General features: G+C 69.1%; 12 protein-coding genes. 4 read left to right on the top strand and 8 right to left on the bottom strand.

The genetic code is table 11. The annotated features are described in order from the left end of the window. Window positions 1–201 precede the first annotated feature (201 nt). From J7E93_RS32720 to J7E93_RS32705, 4 genes are all read right to left on the bottom strand, one after another. Complete coding sequence (locus J7E93_RS32720; RefSeq protein WP_215073666.1) at window positions 202–540, bottom strand: hypothetical protein; 339 nt, start codon at window positions 538–540, stop codon at window positions 202–204. Window positions 541–1,702: 1,162 nt separating this feature from the next. Beyond that, window positions 1,703–2,263, bottom strand: coding sequence for a hypothetical protein (locus J7E93_RS32715; RefSeq protein WP_215073665.1), 561 nt, complete (start codon window positions 2,261–2,263; stop codon window positions 1,703–1,705). Window positions 2,264–2,265: 2 nt separating this feature from the next. Continuing rightward, complete coding sequence (locus J7E93_RS32710; protein WP_215073664.1) at window positions 2,266–4,065, bottom strand: DEAD/DEAH box helicase; 1,800 nt, start codon at window positions 4,063–4,065, stop codon at window positions 2,266–2,268. A gap of 4 nt (window positions 4,066–4,069) precedes the next feature. After that, window positions 4,070–5,701 (bottom strand): MFS transporter, encoded by a 1,632-nt coding sequence (locus J7E93_RS32705; RefSeq protein ID WP_215073663.1) that lies wholly within the window; start codon window positions 5,699–5,701, stop codon window positions 4,070–4,072. 1,535 nt (window positions 5,702–7,236) lie between these two features. Here J7E93_RS32705 and J7E93_RS32700 point away from each other — a divergent pair. Then, window positions 7,237–8,172 (top strand): endonuclease/exonuclease/phosphatase family protein, encoded by a 936-nt coding sequence (locus J7E93_RS32700; protein WP_215073662.1) that lies wholly within the window; start codon window positions 7,237–7,239, stop codon window positions 8,170–8,172. Window positions 8,173–8,340: 168 nt separating this feature from the next. Here the strand turns inward: J7E93_RS32700 and J7E93_RS32695 are convergent, their stop codons facing one another. After that, the gene (locus J7E93_RS32695) at window positions 8,341–9,261 is read right to left on the bottom strand and encodes a helix-turn-helix domain-containing protein (RefSeq protein ID WP_374105461.1); all 921 of its coding nucleotides are present in this window, start codon (window positions 9,259–9,261) and stop codon (window positions 8,341–8,343) included. Between the two features lie 121 nt (window positions 9,262–9,382). Between J7E93_RS32695 and J7E93_RS32690 the strand changes: the two genes are divergently transcribed. After that, on the top strand, window positions 9,383–10,165 hold the full coding sequence (locus J7E93_RS32690; RefSeq protein WP_215073661.1) for an MBL fold metallo-hydrolase: 783 nt from the start codon (window positions 9,383–9,385) through the stop codon (window positions 10,163–10,165). Window positions 10,166–10,843: 678 nt separating this feature from the next. Here J7E93_RS32690 and J7E93_RS32685 read toward each other — a convergent pair. From J7E93_RS32685 to J7E93_RS32675, 3 genes are all read right to left on the bottom strand, one after another. After that, complete coding sequence (locus J7E93_RS32685) at window positions 10,844–12,124, bottom strand: extracellular solute-binding protein (protein ID WP_215073660.1); 1,281 nt, start codon at window positions 12,122–12,124, stop codon at window positions 10,844–10,846. A 768-nt stretch (window positions 12,125–12,892) separates the two neighbouring features. Next, on the bottom strand, window positions 12,893–13,645 hold the full coding sequence (locus J7E93_RS32680) for a DUF2071 domain-containing protein (RefSeq protein WP_215073659.1): 753 nt from the start codon (window positions 13,643–13,645) through the stop codon (window positions 12,893–12,895). Continuing rightward, window positions 13,642–14,013, bottom strand: coding sequence for a metalloregulator ArsR/SmtB family transcription factor (locus J7E93_RS32675; RefSeq protein ID WP_215073658.1), 372 nt, complete (start codon window positions 14,011–14,013; stop codon window positions 13,642–13,644). Before J7E93_RS32675 ends, J7E93_RS32680 begins: the two co-directional genes overlap by 4 nt. A 495-nt stretch (window positions 14,014–14,508) precedes the next feature. Between J7E93_RS32675 and J7E93_RS32670 the strand changes: the two genes are divergently transcribed. After that, window positions 14,509–15,180, top strand: a complete 672-nt coding sequence (locus J7E93_RS32670) for a HEAT repeat domain-containing protein (RefSeq protein ID WP_215073657.1) — start codon at window positions 14,509–14,511, stop codon at window positions 15,178–15,180. Window positions 15,181–15,183: 3 nt separating this feature from the next. Further along, entirely contained in the window at window positions 15,184–16,188 is a 1,005-nt protein-coding gene (locus tag J7E93_RS32665) for a MerR family transcriptional regulator (RefSeq protein WP_215073656.1), read from the top strand. Window positions 16,189–16,476: the final 288 nt, after the last annotated feature.

Here is a 16,476-nt window from a genome sequence, read left to right as displayed (position 1 = left end):
ACAACCTCCCGGGGCAATACAGCTAGGCCCACCAAGGCCGCTGCTCGGGGGTCCACAGCGCCAAGTGCTGCCCGCCACTCGTGGAAATCCCACTTGTCCATGCCCGTCCCTGACTCGCTCTGTCAGCGACATCCTGCCAGCCCGACACCCATCGGAGACATCGGGAGGTTCAGAAACCAGCACTCATCTTGTCTTTCAACCTCACTCAGGTGTCAGGCGGGGTGGTGCCATCTCCCGGGACGGGGTGACTTGGCCAGTCCACGACCAGGGTTCCTGGGGAGGATCCCACGTCACTTCGACGTCGCTGTCGTGAAAGTTCCGGGTGAGTCCCACCACCATGGCGGCCGCGGCGGTCCGCGCCTCGTGAGGGTCGGCGTTGATCGGCACGTCTGCGAGACGGCCGCAGAGCATTCCGCCTTCCACGGTAAGAACGCTGTGGCGCCAGCCTTTCGGCGTCGCCAGCAGGACGATGCCCTTCGGCATGCCGAATGAAGGGCGCTTCCTCTTCTCCCTCTTTCTCACCATGGATCCATCCAACATCGTGGACTTCTTGGCGGTGCAGCTGGGTGGAGAGCCAGGTGCTGCAGCGGGGTCTGATGCCGAGGTAATGGTGGGCCGGACGCTTGTATGCCTCGCCGGTCGCAAGGATCCGGCCAACGTCGTGACGGGGTGCCGGGTTGGGGTTCTTCGAGCCCGGTGACCGGCCAGGACCCGGCTGGGACGGTTTCGGTGCACCGGCTGGAGAATCGGTCTTCGCCCGGAGGTTTGAACCCCGCCGGATTCGGGCGGCGTCAGCTTGTTCGGCGGTGCTGACTTCTCCCAGAAGCGCCGGAGGGCGACGGCGAGTGGAAGGGCGAGCCGGAGCTGGGTGTGGGCGGCAATCACAGCCATGTCCAGCGGTCGGCTACCTTTGAACTGCGAAGCCGGGGCTTGGTCCAGCCGCGGGTCTGCTTGAACAGGCGAAACGTATGCTCCAGATCGAAGCGACGCAGGAACGATTTCCGCCAACGGTCCACGTCCTTGCCGATAGCACCGGTCCTCGACCATCAGAGCGAAACCGGCTTGTTCACTCCGCCGCTGGGCAACTCCTCCACGACGCGGGCGGATGACGGTGCCCTCGATGATGGGCAGCGGCCCGTCGTGATCGAGCCAAGCCGCCCGGCGGGTCAGCCGCAGGTGCAGCCAGTCCATGCATGCGCGACCACCTTCGCGTAGGGGCGAGTGTCCGTAGTCGTCATCGCCTGCTCCGTGCCCCACGTGCCGGAATGACCGAAGACGAACTCGCTTCCGCGCTTCTGCGGCCGGCCTCCCATGGGTCGTAGACCTGCGGCGGTGTCCGCGGTCGCATCACGCGATCCGAGCGCAGGCGGCCAAGGGCCGGCACCGGCAGCTCGCCCAGCAGACGGGCGGTGCGAGGTGCGTCATAGCCCGCGTCGAAGACCACCAAGAGCTCGGGATCACCTCCTTCCACTGGCCGGCGACAACGACCCGTTCGATGGCTTCGCGGATCTGGACGGTGGTCACTGCGGCGGACATCCGCGCCGGGGCTCCAGCCGCACCGCGTCCAACGCCGGCGTCCATGCGGTCCCGCCCGTTTCCAGAGGGACCACAACCGAATTCGGCCAGCCCGACCATCTGCTCACAGGGGAGCGGTGCCTGCCCGCCGGACGGGCACGCACCGCTCCCCCTCAGGCCGGCCGGGTCAATCGGCCGCCGTGAAGTAGGCGGCCGGGTCAAGGGAGTTGAGCGCGATCCAGCGCTGCGCCGTCGCCTCGGCGGGCGCCTGGCCGCCGCCCGTCGAAGCGCGGAAGAAGCCCTGCACGCCAAGAGCGATGCGGGGATCGTCGTCGATGCGCCGCGCCATGTCGTAGTAGACGGACAGCTCATGGACGCACCGCAGGGTGGCGGTCGGGCAGGAGCAGTCGACGCTGTCGAGGGCCGGCGCGGGCGGATGGCCCGCGTCGGCGATCGCGCGGTACAGGTCGTCGGTGAGCAGGGGCTGGATGCCGCTCAGCTGACGGGAGATCTCGGCCGTCGCCCCCGGGGACATCGGCGCGACCTCGATCGTGACCACCGAGGTGCCGCGACCTCGGTGCACGACGGCACGCACGGTCCGGTCGTCGAACGTGATCTGGACCTTCCCGTCGCGTGCCGTGCGGCGTGCGCTCGGCAGCTGGGGATCAGGACGGGTCTGGCGCAACGACTCGGCGAATCGGACCCAGTCCTTGCCCCACTTCGTGTAACCGTAGTCGTGGTCGGCCATGGTCAGTTGACTCGCTTCCGGCGCAGGACCTCGATGAGACGGTCGTCGTCCAGTCGGGTCAGCTCGGCGACGCTGGACGTGTCGGCGATGTCCGACAGCGCGGACTTGCGGTTGTGCATGGCCGCGATGTGCTCCTCGACAGTGGTGCCGGTGGTCAGGGTGGTGACGGTGACCGTGCGGGTCTGACCGATCCGGTGTACCCGGTCGGACGCCTGGGCCTCCACGGCCGGGTTCCACCACCGGTCGAAGTGGATGACGTCGGCCGCGCGCGTGAGCGTGAGCCCGGTGCCCCCTGCTTTCAGACTGAGGACGAGCACCTTCGGACCGTCGTCGGACTGGAACCGGCGGACGATGTCGGCCCGCTGCTCCTGGTTCAGGCCACCGTGGAAGAACGGCGTACTCACCCCGAACTGTTCGGCGAAGTGCCGGACCAGCAGCTCACCGGTCTGCCGGTACTGGGTGAAGACGAGGGTCGGAGAGTCGTTCTCCAAGTTGTTGGCCACGATGTCGGCGCACAGGTCGAGCTTGCCCGACCTGCCCGACAGCTCACCGAGGTCGTCCGTGATCAGGCCCGGATGGTTGCAGACCTGCTTGAGCGACGTCAGGACCGCGAGCACCTTGGTCTGCCGCTGGGCGCCGCGGCCAAAGCCGTCGTCGATGACCTGGTCCAGCAGCCGGTCGTACAGCTGCTCCTGCTCCTCGCTGAGGTCGCAGATGAGATCGGCGTGGATCTTGGGTGGGAGTGACCCTGCGACCTGGGACTTCTTCCGCATCAGCACGACCGGCTCGATGGCCCCGCGCAACCGGGCGGAAGCGGCCGGGGAGCCGTCCGCGATCGGCCGCACGAAGCGACGGCGGAACTGCGTCCGGTTCGCGAACAGGTGCGGTGCGACCAGATTGAGCAGGGCCCACAGCTCGTCGAGGTGATTCTCGACGGGCGTTCCGGTCAGGGCGATCCGCGCGTCGGCCGCGATGCTGCGCACGGCCTTCGACACCTGCGTACGGGGGTTCTTCAGGACCTGCGCCTCGTCGAAGACCGCGGTGCTCCACTGGATCCCCGCCAGGGCCGGGCTGTGCATGCGCAGCGTGGGGTAGCCGGTGAGCACCACCGTGCCGCTGTCCACCTCGGGCAGCGGCCCGCCGCGCCAGATCGTGGTCCGCAGTCCAGGTGCGAACCGCGCGATCTCGTGCGCCCAGTTCCCCACCAACGACGTGGGGCAGACCACCAGTTGCGGCGCCTTCTCGGCGCGTCCGGCGACACAACCGATGGTCTGCAGGGTTTTGCCGAGTCCCATCTCGTCGGCCAGCACCGCGCCGCCGTGCGTCTCTATGGTCTCGCGCAGCCAGCTCACCCCGCGCACCTGGTAAGGCCGCAGCTTGGCGGTGAGCGCCGTGCGCATCTCGGCCCCCACCGAGGTGGTGCGGCGGAAGACGCCGCCCGCGTACTCTGCCGTCGTCACGGCGACACCTGTGGCGTCGGGGACCGCATGCGCGGCGATCGGCAGAGCCGACTCGCCGCCCGCGATCCACGACCGCCAAGCCTTCACCGACCGGCCGGGCGAATCGAGGGGCACGGCCACGAGCCGGTCCGGCTCGATCAGCACGCAGTCGACGTCGGACACCTTGAGCCTGCCGAGGTCCGACGTCGGCACGACCAGGGGAACGGTCTCGACGTCGCCGACCGGCGGGGCCGCCCCCACGGTGCCGTCGGCCCAGGTCCACAGGGCGAATATGTGCCGGTCGGGCAGGTAAGTGGCCTGACTGTCCGACCGCGCCTCGGGGAGTTTCTGCCTGGTTCCCATGGCGTCAGCGGGTGCCCACGTCGTCGCCCTCGCGGACGGGCCGGGCATCGGCCCCGGCCCGGGGGGCCGCCTCGTCCGTGGTCGGGCCGTCTTCCTGCGCAGGCTCCGGCTCGCCCCCGGCAGCCGCGGGCTTGCGGACCGCGCGCAGGGCCAGCAGTAGTACGGCCGCGCCTAAGAGCGCGATGAGCATGATCCAGATTGCACCGACGTGCATGGCGTGGACGAACGCGTCATCGGCGGCGTACCCGAGCGCGGGCAGGTGGGACGTGGTGGCGACGTGCCGGGCCTGTTCGGCGGAGACCCGCGCCTGGTCCCGCACCGGTCCGGGGACGCCGTGCAGCGAGGGTTCGATCGCGCGCCGGTACACGATCGACATGATCGTGCCGCCGACGGCGATCCCGATCACGCTGCCGGTCTGGCGCACGGTGTTGGTGACGGCCGATCCGGCGCCGGCGCGTTCCAACGGCAGGGTGCTGATCAGCGCCGCGGTCACCGGGCCGATCGCCATGCCGATGGACAGGCCCTGGACCAGCAGCAGGACCTCGATCCAGACGAGGGGAGTGCTCAGCCCGAAGAGCCCGTACGCGCCCATGGTCAGCGCCGCGACGGTGAAGGCCGGCACGGCGACGAGCCGCAGCGACCAGCGATGCACCAGGCGCGCGCCCACGGGTGCCCCCAGGATCGCGCCGAGCGCGGTCGGGAGGCTGGCTAGGCCCGCCTCGATCGGCGAGTAGCCGCGGGCGCCCTGCAGGTAGAACGCGTTGTAGAAGGTGACGGCGGAAATGGCGAACAGAAGCAGTCCGAGGGCTACGTTGCCGCCACCGAAGGCGCGCTGGGCGAGAAGCCGGGGGTCGAAGCTCGGCATCTTGCTGCGCAGTTCGACGCGGACGAAGACGGCCAGCAGGATCAGTCCGACGACGATCGGCGCCCAGACGTCCGTACGGCCCCAGGCCGCTACCTGCCCCGTGCGGATCAGTCCGTAGGCGAGCGCCGCGAGGCCGCTGATCGACAGCAGCATTCCGGCCGGGTCCAGCGGTCGCACGACGGGGCTGCGGAAGTTCGGGACCAGCAGAACGATGCCGATCAGCGCGAGGACCACGACCGGGACGTTGACCAGGAAGACCGAGCCCCACCAGAAGTGGTCGAGCAGCACGCCGGCGAGCACCGGGCCCACGGCCATGCCGACGCCGGCGGAGGTCGAGGAGATGGCGATCGCGGTCGACCGCGCCGGGCCGGTGAATGTCCACATGAGGATGGCCAGGTTGCCGGGCAGGATCAGCGCGCTGCCGACGCCCATCGCGGCCCGGGCGGCGATCAGCTGCCCCGCGTCGCCCGCGAACGCCGCCCACACCGAGGACGCGGCGAAGCCCACCAGACCTGTTGCGAGCACGGTCCGGTGACCGAAGCGGTCGCCCAGCGCGCCCGCGGTGAACATCAAGGTGGCGAAGGCCAGCGTGTACGAGCCGGTGGCCCACTGCAGCTCGGCCGGGCTGGCGTTCAGCCCACGGACCGGGTCCGCGAGGGTCTCCAGGGTGGTACTCAGGACGGTGTTGTCCAGCCAGATCAGCAGTGAACACGCCATGAGAACGGCAAGAATCAACTGCTGCCTGGACTTCGGCAACGTGGATGTAGTCATGAATACCTTCGGATGCGGTCTGGAAAACCTGACGAGCGGACCGTAAGCAACCATCAGGCGGGTGTCAATTCCCTGGCGACCGATAACAGTCGGCGATTTTCCGGCGTACCCGAGGGCATGCCGCCCAGTGTTCTGTCAATTCTTGAAGATGTGACCGGGCCGGGCGATTTAGCACGCTCCCGGGGGCATGCCGCCAAGTGCTCTGTCAATTCCTGAACCTGATGTTTGACCTCGCGGGAAATCCGTGCCCCACCTCGCGTTCTACCTCTGTCCCGCCCCGCGCTCCGTTCCGGGCACGAAGGCGGGACACGGGGCGGGCGCCCCTGCCGGTGCGTCTACCCCCGGAGCCGTCCTGGTGGGCGTCCTGGGGCCATCGGGAGCGGCAGAGTACCCAGACGGCTACCCCGTGCGGGCGGCCCGTTCGGCCTGCCGATTCAGTGGGCCGAACATCCGTCCCCGCATATCTTCCGAATGGGAGGATCGGAATTCACCCGGGTCAGCGGAACGGAGGTCGGCGGGGTTTCCATGGAGAGGCAGGGGACGACCCTACAGGGCGGGCAAATGATGGAGCGAAAGCGACAGTTACATCTCGGACATTCTCTCGGTATGCTCATTGGATTCGGACCGTCCGGTTCTTCGCTGGCGCGGTCAGGTAATATCAGGTGCCGAACTGAACCGTTCCGTCCTCGAGATATTCCATACGCTGAACCGTGCAACAGGCCCGCTGGCCGAGGGGTTGGCCACGCTGGCCGATCCGCGGTGCCGGCGCGGAAGCACTGAGGGGGATGCAGGACGTATGGGTGAGGGCGCAGAATCTGATCTCCGGCAGCCGGCTTCTACGGGCCGACTCCATCGTGCAGGTCACGTGGGGTCGCAGGTCGTCCTCGTGCCTCACCGTCGTCGCCACCGGCGGCGAGGAAGTTCACCACCAGGCGCGAACCTTAGGGATGGGGTGCCCGGCCGCTTACCGAGAAGGACGGCACCGCGCCGGCTGACGGACCGGTGTCCGCCGTGGCCGCTGCAGCGGCTCGTCCGGGAAATCGGCCGGGAGGGCGCGGCGCTGTTCTTTCTCGCGGGCGATGTGCTGCGTACGCGCGGCGGGGTCGTTGGCGGCGAGCACCACGCGCTGGAGTTTTGCCTGCGCTTGCGACGGTTCATCCGACTGCGGGGGGGCAGTGCCCTCGCCAACGCGCGGCACGTCGGACACGATGACGTCCAGGCGCTGAGGTTGGCACCCGTAACGTATTCAAGGACTTCGGCATTGCTTAAGCGGCTCTCGACGCGCTCGGAGAGGTCCGTTCAAGTACTCCCCCAGCTCCAGCGGTAGCCCGAACTCGACCGTGACGGTGGTGGTGGGTCGCTCGGGCGGCAGCCGGTCCACTGTGAGGTCGAAGGTGTCGGACGGGTTCGGGCGTTTGGAGATGGACCCCCGGCAGCTCTTGACCCTGGTGATCATTCTCGCGAAAAATCGGCCCTCTTCATAGGCCCGACGCCACCCTGAGGGAATCATGCCGAGACTTCGCACCGTGATACTCGTGCTCGCCACACTGCTGGGCCTGAGCGTGTGGACCGCACCCGCCGGATCGGCCGCCGTGACGGGTACGGCGACGTACAAGGTCTGGCACTGGAACATCGCCGGTCACGCGCTGAACTTCGGAGCCACCGACAACGGCCTCGTCGACGCGATCCTCGGATCGTTGAGCTACCGAGACCCCGACTTCATCTCCCTCAACGAGATCTGTCCCGACCAGTACCGGGCCATCCTCAAGGGTCTTCAGGACGCCAACTGGCCGCAGAGCCCGTCCAACTTCGCCCGCTTCGAACCCATGCCGGACGTGGACGCCGACCTGTGCAAGAGCGACAACGGCGGTCCCGACACGGACCCGTACGGCGTTGCCGTGTTCAGCAAGTTCGCCCCGAGCGGCACCGACCGGATCACGCTCCCCTCCGACGGGGACAAGGCCCGGAAGCTGCTCTGCGTCCCCATCACCTCGCAGCCCGGTGGCTTGCGCTTCTGCACCACGCACATCACTTTCAAGAACGCGTACAAGCAGGCCCAGCTCGACACGGTACGTACGAAGATGGAGCAGTTCACGGCGGCGGGCGGCACCGTGATCACCGCCGGCGACTTCAACGTCCAGCCCCATGACCCGTTGCTCGACAACTGGTACGCGCAGTCCGCCACCTCCTCGAACAACGCGAACAACTCCGGAATCTTCCGCGAGTTCGACGACCTCGATCCGCTCTGCCCCGGCTGGGGCGAGCAGACCACCGAAGGCACTCTGGCCGGCCTGTGCGGTCAACCCGCCAAGGTGGACCACGTGTTCGCCGCGGAGAGCCGCCTCGTCTCCTACGACGCGGACACCCACCCCATCGCCCGGAACCGATGCCTGAACCGCAGCCACACCGAGTACATCGCCTGCTCCGACCACCGCATCGTCACAGCTACGGTGACCGTCACCGCTCCGTAGCCGCCCATCGACGGCGTGAGCCCGCCTGACCGCCGAAAACCGCCGGCCCGCCGACGAACGCCCCCGCACCCGGCCTCCCCCACAACCCGGCCCAGGCCAACCACCTCCACCGCACACGCAGGACCCGGCTCGACCAGAGTCGGACGTGCCCCGGCGTACGGTCCGCGGTCAGGGCGTCGGAGGCTGGTGGGTGCGGCGGAAGTCGCCGGGGGTGGCGCCGATGTGGCGGGTGAAGAACTTGCCGAAGTTGGTGGGCTCCGAGAAGCCGAGGCGGCGGGCGATGACGGCGACGGGTTCGTCGGTGTGGGCGAGCAGCCGCTGGGCCTGAAGGGCGACGCGGGCGTCGATGACGTGTTTGACGGGTTGTCCGGTGGCGGCCAGGCAGGCGCGGGTGAGGGTCTTGACGGTGTAGCCGAGCCGGAAGGCGTAGTCCTCGGCGCGGCGGGTGGTGGCGTAGGAGCGTTCGAGGTCGGCGCGGAAGCGGGCGTAGATCTCGCCGCCGGCGTGCAGGTCAGCGTGTGCGCCCCGCCGCGGCAGCCGGTCGATGTGCAGCAGCAGGGTGGCGAGCTCGAGCTGGAGGATGTCCGCAGAGACCGTGCCAGGCGGCCGGGTGAACTCGGCACGCAGCTGGCTCAGCAGCGTGGAGACGGTGGCGTAGTCGCGGCCTGTGCCGAGCTGCCGGCACACGGGGCCGTACCACTCGTCGAGGAGGCGGGCGGTACTCGCGAGGTGGGCCGGGAAGGCGGGGGTGAACAGCAGGAGCGTGCTGTTCATCGCGCGGGGGCTGCCGAAGCGCTGGACCTGGTCGGGGCGGATCCACAGCAGCGTGCCGGGACGGCACGGGTGGGTGACGAAGTCGACGGTGTGCTCCCCGCTGCCCTCGGTGATCAGGGCGACGGTGTGGAAGCCGACGCGGTGGACACGCTGCAGGGTGCCGTCACGCATGCGGCCGTGCAGGGCCGCCAGGTCGGTGACCTCGCAGCCGGAGACCGGGGCGGTCGGAGGGTTGAAGCCGAATCCTGGGATCGGACCGTCACCCGAGCGAGTGCTGTCGGCGACTTCCCGCATCGGCACAGCCACCTCGCTCATGTCCGCTTTCGACCAGGACAGGTCTTCAGCGTATCTCGCCTGCCGGCTCCCCCGGAGTGAGAGTGGAAGGGCACGGGACGGCCTGACAGATGCCGTTCGCCGAGGTTGGGAAGTGGTCACCATGCAAGGCACGGTTACGGTCGTCGAGAAGGGCGCGGTCCGCGTCCACAGCTACATGGCCCCCGACGACAGTCTGAATGTCACCACCCAGTTGATCGAGACGCCGGCCCGGGTCATCGCGGTCGACGCCCAGTACGCGCTGGCCTACGCCGACGAGGTCGTGGCCTACGCCCAAGGTCTGGGCAAGCCGGTCGACCGGCTGATCGTCACCCACGCGCACCCCGACCACTTCCACGGCGCCGCCCGCTTCGGCGCGCCCGTCCACGCGCTGTCGGCCGTACGGGACCAGATCGTCGCGCAGGGCGACGGCCAGGACCCGACAGGTACGGTCATCCCGGTCGCCGACGTCACCCCGACCGTCGAGATCACCCCGGGCACGGAGGTCATCGACGGCGTGCCGTTCGTCTTCGAGGCCGTCTCGGGCGGGGAAGCGGCGGACGAGCTGGTGATCAAGCTGCCCGAGCAGGGGGTGCTGATCGCGCAGGATCTCGTCTACCACGACACCCACCTGTTCCTGGGCAACAACGACATCGACGGCTGGCAGAAGGCCGCCGACACCCTGGCCGCCGACACGTCGTACGACACGATCCTGGCCGGACACGGCCTGCCCGCCGGCCCGGAGGTGTACGCCGCACTGCGCCGCTACCTCGCCGACGCGCGTGAGCTGCTCGGCGACGACGGCGAGGCGTACAAGAAGGCGGTCGTGGAGCGCTACCCCTCCTACGGCGGCCCCTTCCTGATCGACATCGGCAACCAGTACCTCTTCGGCGCGCAGAACGCCTAAGCCTCGTAGCGCAATGAGCAACAGGCATGGGCGTGATCGCGGTCTTCGGAGCCGCCGGGAAGACCGGCTCCCGGCCTCGTCGCCGAGGCCACCAGCTGCGGTCACGAGGCCACCGCCGTCCGGTGACGCCACCCCACCGCCTCAGATGACGGGTAGTACGCCGCCGGAGCCTGGAGCCTGAGCCAGAGGAGACGACAGACGAGGCGACCCATCACGAGGGAGGGCCATGCCGCACGGTCGGCGGGGGCCGCGCCACTGCTGCGTGGGGAGCCCGGGTAGCGGGGATGCGCTCGACCGGGATCGTGAGGGCGTCGCCTGCGAGGGTTGTGTCGGTCCCTGACGGGTCAAAGGCCGCAGCCGGGTCCATGGCCAGGGCTGCCTCACGAGTTCGTGCCCGGAGGGGTGGGATGCCGGGGTTCCCGGTGGCTGGGTTCACATCTGGTGTGCTGGGAACGGGTCCAAAGTCTGCTGATCGGACAGCAGGGGCGGCCGTCGCCCAGCGCACCTTGTGGGCACTTCGCGGGCGACGGGCCGGGCGTCCGGTCGACGCCGTACGGCCCAGATGCCGCGTCCGGGTGGGACGCGGGCGGGAAGCGGAAGAAAGAGGGAGCCTGGAATAACCAGGAAAAGGGGAGGACCAGCAACAAAAGGGAAGGCCGTCCGCAGTCCCGGAGACCCCTACCTCTGCTTCGCTACGTCCCCGGCCTGCTGAGCGATTTCCTCCAGCACGGCCTTCGGGTCGGCGGACGGCGCGACGGCCTTGCCGATGTTCCGCTTGATGGTGTTGCTGACCTGCAGCCAGGACGGTTCGTTGACCGGGTAGAGCTGGGCGCCGCGCAGGGCGGTCAGGAACTGCTCGCCGCTGGGGTCCGCCGCCGCGTCCTTGGAGGCCTGGGTCGCGGACACCGTCGAGGGCAACAGGTGGTAGCGCCCGGCGAACTCGCTGAGGTTCTTGTCCTCGTAGACGAAGTCCAGGAAGGAACCCACCAGTTCGCGATTGCCGTCGTGCTTGAAGGCCATCATCCAGTCGGCGACGCCTGCCGACGGCGGGGCCTCCCCGTCGCTCAGCGTATCCGACACCGGCATGCTCAGGGTGCCGACCTTCATGCCCTTCGCCCTCGCCTCGTGGAGGAGCGAGGGGTAGCCGTTGACCATGCCGACGTCGCCGCGCAGGAAGGCGGCGAAGGCGTCCTGCCGGTTGAGTTCGGCCGGCGGGATCGGGCCGGTCAGGCCGGGTGCGACCAGGTTGTCCTTGATCCAGCGGAACGTCTGCGTGTTCCGCTCGGACGCGATGCTGTAGCGGCCGCTGTTGTCGGTGTACCCTCCGCCGTTGCTCAGTTCCCAGATCAGGGCTTCGGCGTGCGCCTCCTCGGGACCGAGCGGCAGGGCGTACGGGTAGAGCACGCCCTCCTCCTTCAGCGCCTTGGCCGCACCCTTCAGGTCCGCCCACGTTTTCGGCGGCTTCGCTCCGGCCTCGTCGAACAGCTCCTCGTTGTAGAAGAGCAGCCGGCTACTGGCCACGAAGGGCAGGCCGTAGAGAGTGTTGCCGATCGAACCCGCCTCCGCGAGCGGCGGCAGGAAGTTCGCCTCCGCCTTGATCGACAGCAGCTCACTGGCGGCGTAGAGGCGGCCCTGCGCGGCGAAGTCGGAGTACGCGCCCATCAGGGCCACGTCCGGGGCATTGCCCTCCTTGACCATGCGGGTGACCTCGCGGTCGACGTCGGCCCACGGGTAGAGCGTCACCTCGACCTTCTTGCCGGGGTGGGCGGCGGCGAAGGCGGCGGCCAGCTTGTCCCAGTACGCCTGGGAACTGGTCGCCGGGCTGTTGCCGTACTCGGCGGCCACCAGGCGCAGCGTCGTCCCGTCGCTGCTCCCGGAAGAGCCGCAGGCGGTGACGAGGGAGCCCAGTAGCCCGAGTGCCGCCACGGAGGCGGTGGCGCCGAAGAGTCTTGGTCGCACGAATCTTTCCTCTTGATCTTTTTGGACAGTGCGTCCGGAATTCTCTCCTGGCTCGGGACGTATTGCGCCCCCTGCTCAACAGTTGTGGCCATTGCTCCAACTGCGCCGGTTGCGACTGGTGTTTTCCGATATGCCGACGCCGATTTCCGACGCGCAGAGAACCCTCCACGGTGTCCAACACGACTCCTTCACGGAGCATTGACGAAGGGATGGCCAAAGGGGCGCTTTCTCCCACCACCCGGCACCGGGGCTGGCACCAGTGGACGAAGTTCAGCGGGCCGCCGCGCCGGAACGTAATGCTGGCCGGCTCACGTCGAACTCGCCCGAGAACAACCGGTAACAACCGGTAGGAAGAACTACGCCATGCCGTACGGGTAGGTCGCGAACAGCTCCGCCGTGAGCGCCCACAGACCGCCACCCGGGGGTGGTGTCACCGGGTCCGGAGACATCGACGGACCGCCGATGAGGGCGTAAGCACCAACTTCACGCGAGCCGGAAGAGCTCTCCGTAACGTGGATGCGGCAATTCGGTGCCAAGCTCCGCGAGCTGTTCGCGTAACTCCAGGCCAGGTAGCACGGAAATGGCAGCTGGCCGACCGAGGCCTGCGTGACACACGTCGGCGGTCGGTCGCACCTTGGCCGCGGTCTCCTTGACCTTCAGGGCACACGGTCCTCTCCCCGCCCCCGCTGGGATGGTCCTTCGGCGTTCACGGGAGCGCGCGGCTGAGGCCGTCGCCGGGCTCGGTGAGGGTGCGCGCCCGGCCCGGCCTCAGCGGGCCGGGGCCAAGGCCCGTCGCATGGCGGGGGGCATGGCCGGCAGGGCCCGCCACCGTACCGGCACGTTTCTCATCAGCAGTACGGAGTCCAGCTCCGCGCTTCCCGGCGGAAAGCGGTCCGGGTCGTCGAAGAAGCTGGAGCTCGCCGAGGTGACCCTGCCCGCCTCCACGCGCCAGGCGTCCGTGTGCAGTTGCATCCCGTCGAGCTGCGGCCCCGAGCGGGTCGCCGAGTAGCCCTTGCCGCCGTCACGGAAGAAGGCCGAGGCCTCGTCGAGGTCGGCGAAGAGTTCGCTGTCGGCCAGGCCGTGGGTGATCTCGGCAGTGACGTCCACGCGTGTGGACCCGTCGCGGGTCGCGAAGGCGACCCGTACGGTGTCCTCGCTCTCCCGCACCTCGAAGTCCGCATGCCCGTGCTCCCCGGGGAACACCCGGCCACCGGCCCAGCGGTTGACACGGGAGGCGGTGTCCCGGCGCGGGATGTAGACGCCGGTCTCGACCCCGTCGGGGCCGTCCCACTCCACGGCGACGCGGTGGGCCGCGTTCTCGCTGCGCAGCCCGAACACGGCGGGCGCCCAGGAGGGCCGCACCGAGCCGAGGCGCAGCAGACATATCCCGGCGACGGCGTGTCCCCGAACGAGCTGCGGGCGCAGCCCGGCCGGGAGATGGCGGGCGGCCACCTCGGGATCCACGCGGTAGTTGACGAGGAGCCGCCGCTCGATGACGCTCGACAGCTGGGGCGGTCTCATGAAGCGGCTCCCTTGTCACGCCACGTGGTGCGGCGCAGGACGATCTGTTCGGGACAGACGGCACTCAGGAAGCGGCCCACGCTCGTGGCGAGCCGGTCCTCGACGAGGGAGTACAGGATCCGGTTGCCGTCCCGTCGTTCGGTGACGAGACCCGCGCCCTTGAGTACTCCCAGATGCCGGGAGATGGAGGGAGCGCTGATCGAGAACCGGCGGGCGATCTCCCCGGCGGCCAGCTCCCCATCTCGCAGATCCGTGAGGATCTGGCGGCGCGTGGGGTCGGCCAGCGCGCGGAAGACTCCCGCGTCGTCGGCTTCGGCCGCCTGCCTGGACGGCGGGCCGAGGTCGTGGTGCTCGGTGTGGTCGCTCACAGGCAATATTTAGCACATGAGCTAAATAGCTAACAATGGAAGGGCGAGACATCGCCGGTCGCCACCGCTACGGACGCCGCGGGTTCTCCTCGCCGTGTTCGTCGCCTTCGGCGTCTGTCACCAGACGCTGGGATCGAACGGCAGACTGCAGTCGACTGGACACGCCAACAACTGGCGGCTCGAAGCGGCACGGCCGCCCAGGGGCCCGACGCAGCTTCGTGAGACCGCGGTCCTCACGAACACGGCCCCTGAGCCTCGCCACCACCGATGCTTCTGTGTACGTGAGCGGTTTCTGCGGAGCGTGCCGCCACGCGGACGAGGTGGGTGACGGCGGCGCCACGCCCCGCGCTGCGATGACCGGGACCGGGAACTCCACGATGCCCCATGCTCGAAGAGCACCCTCGACACACGGCAGTTGACCGGTGATCGCGCAGCGAGCCGTTTGACCTTGACACAGTGACAAGGCCTTCACTGCTTGCCAAGGAGGTGGTCCCGATGACCATGACGAGACAGGGCACGGATGTGAGGCGAGCGCTCCAGGGCCTGGAGGACGGCCGTTCGTCCGTACGACTACGGACGGCTCTGGCGGTCGGCACGACGCCAGACCCGCGCTTCGTCGACAAGCTCATCGAACGATGCGCGATCGAGCCCGAGTTCTTCGTCCGCGACACACTGACCTGGGCCCTCACCCGCCACCCCGTCTCCATGACGCTCCCCCAACTGCTCCGCGAAGTCCGCTCGGGGCGCCCGCAGGCACGGAGCCAGGCGCTGCACACGCTGTCCAAGATCGGGGACCGGCAGGCATGGCCAGCGATCACACGGGCGCTCCTGTCCGACGCCGACGACGAAGTGGCGCGGAGCGCCTGGCGGGCCGCGGTCGCGCTCGTGCCGGAAGGTGAAAAGTCCGGGCTGGCCACGGTGTTGGCGACGCAGCTCGGGCGCGGTGAGCGGGAGACGCAGCTGAGTCTCAGCCGGGCGCTGGTGGCGCTGGGCGAAGACGTTCTACCGGCTCTGCGTGCTGCGACGATGGCCCCTGACCGGCGCGTGCGCGTGCACGCGCTCGCCACGGAACAGCTGCTGCGTGACCCAGGCGCCGGATTCGAGTTCGCGATCGAGGAGGCGAAGCGCATCGTGGCCCTCGGCGGGACCGGCCAGAAGGGACGGTAGGAAGTGTTGATCGGTGAGGTGGCGCGACGGTCCGGGGTCAGTGCCCGCATGCTCAGGCATTATGAGTCGCTCGGCCTGGTGCGGCCCTCCGGCCGTACGGGCTCCGGCTATCGGGAGTACTCCGGCGAGGACATCCGGCGGATCTTCCATATCGAGAGCCTTCGGTCGCTGGGACTGTCGCTGCGTGAGATCGGGCGCGCTCTCGACGATCCCGGCTTCACGCCCTCGGCACTCGTCGACGACCTCATCCGTCAGACGCGCGAACGCATCGCGGCCGAAACCGAGCTGCTCACGCGGCTCCGCCGGATCCATGCCGCAGGCCCCGCCGGCTGGGAGGGCGTCCTCCAGGCCGTTGCGCTCCTCCAGGCACTGGGGTCGAAGAGCGCCGACACGCGCCAGCGCGCGGCCCTTTCCTCGGCCGACGAGGTTCCGTTGCCGGTGGAGGCACTGGTCGAGGCGGTACTGAGCGAGACGGAGCCGAACGTCGCCGGGGCTCTTCGATGGGCGCTGGCGCGATCGGGCGACGGCGGCACGGCACTGCTGGCGGAAGGCCTCGGCTCGCCGGTGGCCGCGGTGCGGGAGCGTGCCGTTCAGTCCCTCGCAGAGATGCCCGGTGGTGAGGCTACCGCGCAGCTGCGGGATGCCCTGGCGAACCCCGACGTCGTGGTCCGCGGGTATGCGGCTTTGGCGCTCGGGACAGGTGGTGTGGCCGATGCGGTCCCGACGCTCATCGACATGATCGTGGAGGGAAGAAGCGACAGCGAGGCAGCCGACGCACTGAGCGTGCTGGCGAGCGACACCTCGACGGCGGATCAGATCGCGACCATGCTCGTCGACCGCCTCGCTCACGACACCACTGAAGCGCCTGCACGCGGACGGCTGACCCAGGCGCTGGCGGGCATCCCGGCGACGAGGTCGACACGCACCCTCGTAGAGCTGTCGCATGACGTGGACCGTGCCGTTGCGCTGACTGCGGCATACGTTCTTCGGCTACGCGACGCGCGATGACGGATTTCTCCTGGGGTGCCGCGTACGCGGCCCGCCGGGCGGAGGAGGGGCCGGGACTCACCGCCTCCACCGGAGTGGCGCGGCGGACCGCCCGGCCCGGTGACCGCAGCACTCCCCCGACGTCGCTGCGGTCCCCGAACGGCATCGGCACCAAGGCTGTCTCCACGAGAACGGGTTCTGCCTGGCCCAAGCGGGTTGCCGTGGGCCGGTCGATCCGGTGTGTCTGCGGCTGTCGCGCCGGCTTCCGATTACGTTCGCGAGGGCTAACCTCCCGGTTTCACTTCGTGG

The organism is Streptomyces sp. ISL-36 (assembly GCF_018614205.1).
GTDB lineage: Bacteria > Actinomycetota > Actinomycetes > Streptomycetales > Streptomycetaceae > Streptomyces.
This window is presented reverse-complemented; position numbering and strand designations above follow the sequence as displayed.